1 protein-coding gene is annotated in these 1,065 nt (G+C 68.5%); it reads left to right on the plus strand.

What is annotated here, in order from left to right; all coding sequences use genetic code 11:
• Nucleotides 1-116: 116 nt before the first annotated feature.
• Nucleotides 117-1,065 (plus strand): IS481 family transposase (locus ACY34J_RS28975; protein WP_462729599.1); only part of this gene is annotated, 949 nt, incomplete at its 3' end.

Consider the following 1,065-nt stretch of genomic DNA (forward strand, 5'->3'; position numbering starts at 1 on the left):
TGTTCTGTCCATGGAGGTTGGTGACAGCGATCACTGCTGTGTGATCTTGAAATGGGTGAGGGCCTTCTGACTCGGTGTGGATTGCTACACCTGCACCGGCGACCAGAAAGGCCCTCATGCCGCACCGTAACGCACCGCTGACCGAGACCGGCCGTCTGCGTCTGGCCCGTTGTGTGGTCGAGGACGGCTGGACCCTGCGCCGGGCCGCAGAACGCTTCCAGGTCTCCGTAAGCACCGCCAAGCGGTGGGCCCACCGCTACCGGCAGCAGGGCGAGGCAGGCATGGCCGACCGCTCCAGCCGCCCGCATGCCAGCCCACGGCGGACCCCGACGCGGACCGAGCGGCGGATCATCAAGGTGCGCGTGCTGCGCCGCTGGGGACCGGCACGCATCGCGGCCCTGCTCCGCCTGGTGCCGTCCACCGTGCACCGGGTGCTCACCCGCTACGGCCTGGCCCGGCTGACCCACCTGGACCGGGCCACCGGCCGGGTCATACGCCGCTACGAGCGCGAGAAGCCCGGCGAGCTGGTGCACGTCGACATCAAGAAGCTCGGCAACATCCCCGACGGCGGCGGGCACAAAGTGCTGGGCCGCCAGGCGGGCCGCAAGAAGCGTTCCGGCGCCGGCTACAGCTACCTGCACACCGCCGTCGACGACCACTCCCGCCTGGCGTACAGCGAGATCCTCGCCGATGAGAAGAAGGAGACCGCCGTCGGGTTCTGGAGTCGCGCCCAGGCCTACTTCACCTCCTGCGGGATCACCGTCGAACGCGTCCTGACCGACAACGGCTCCTGCTACAAGTCCCGTCTGTGGCGCGATGCCCTGACCGCGGCCGGGATCACGCACAAGCGCACCCGCGCCTACCGGCCCCAGACAAACGGCAAGGTGGAGCGGTTCAACCGCACCCTGCTCGACGAGTGGGCCTACGCCCGCCCCTACCGATCAGAACAGGAACGACGCGCAGCATTCCCCGACTGGCTGCACACCTACAATCACCACCGCGGACACACCGCGCTCAAGGGACAGCCACCCGCCAGCCGCGTTCCTAACCTCTCAGGGCAATACA

The sequence above is a fragment of the Streptomyces sp. HSS9-12 genome (genome assembly GCF_054963655.1).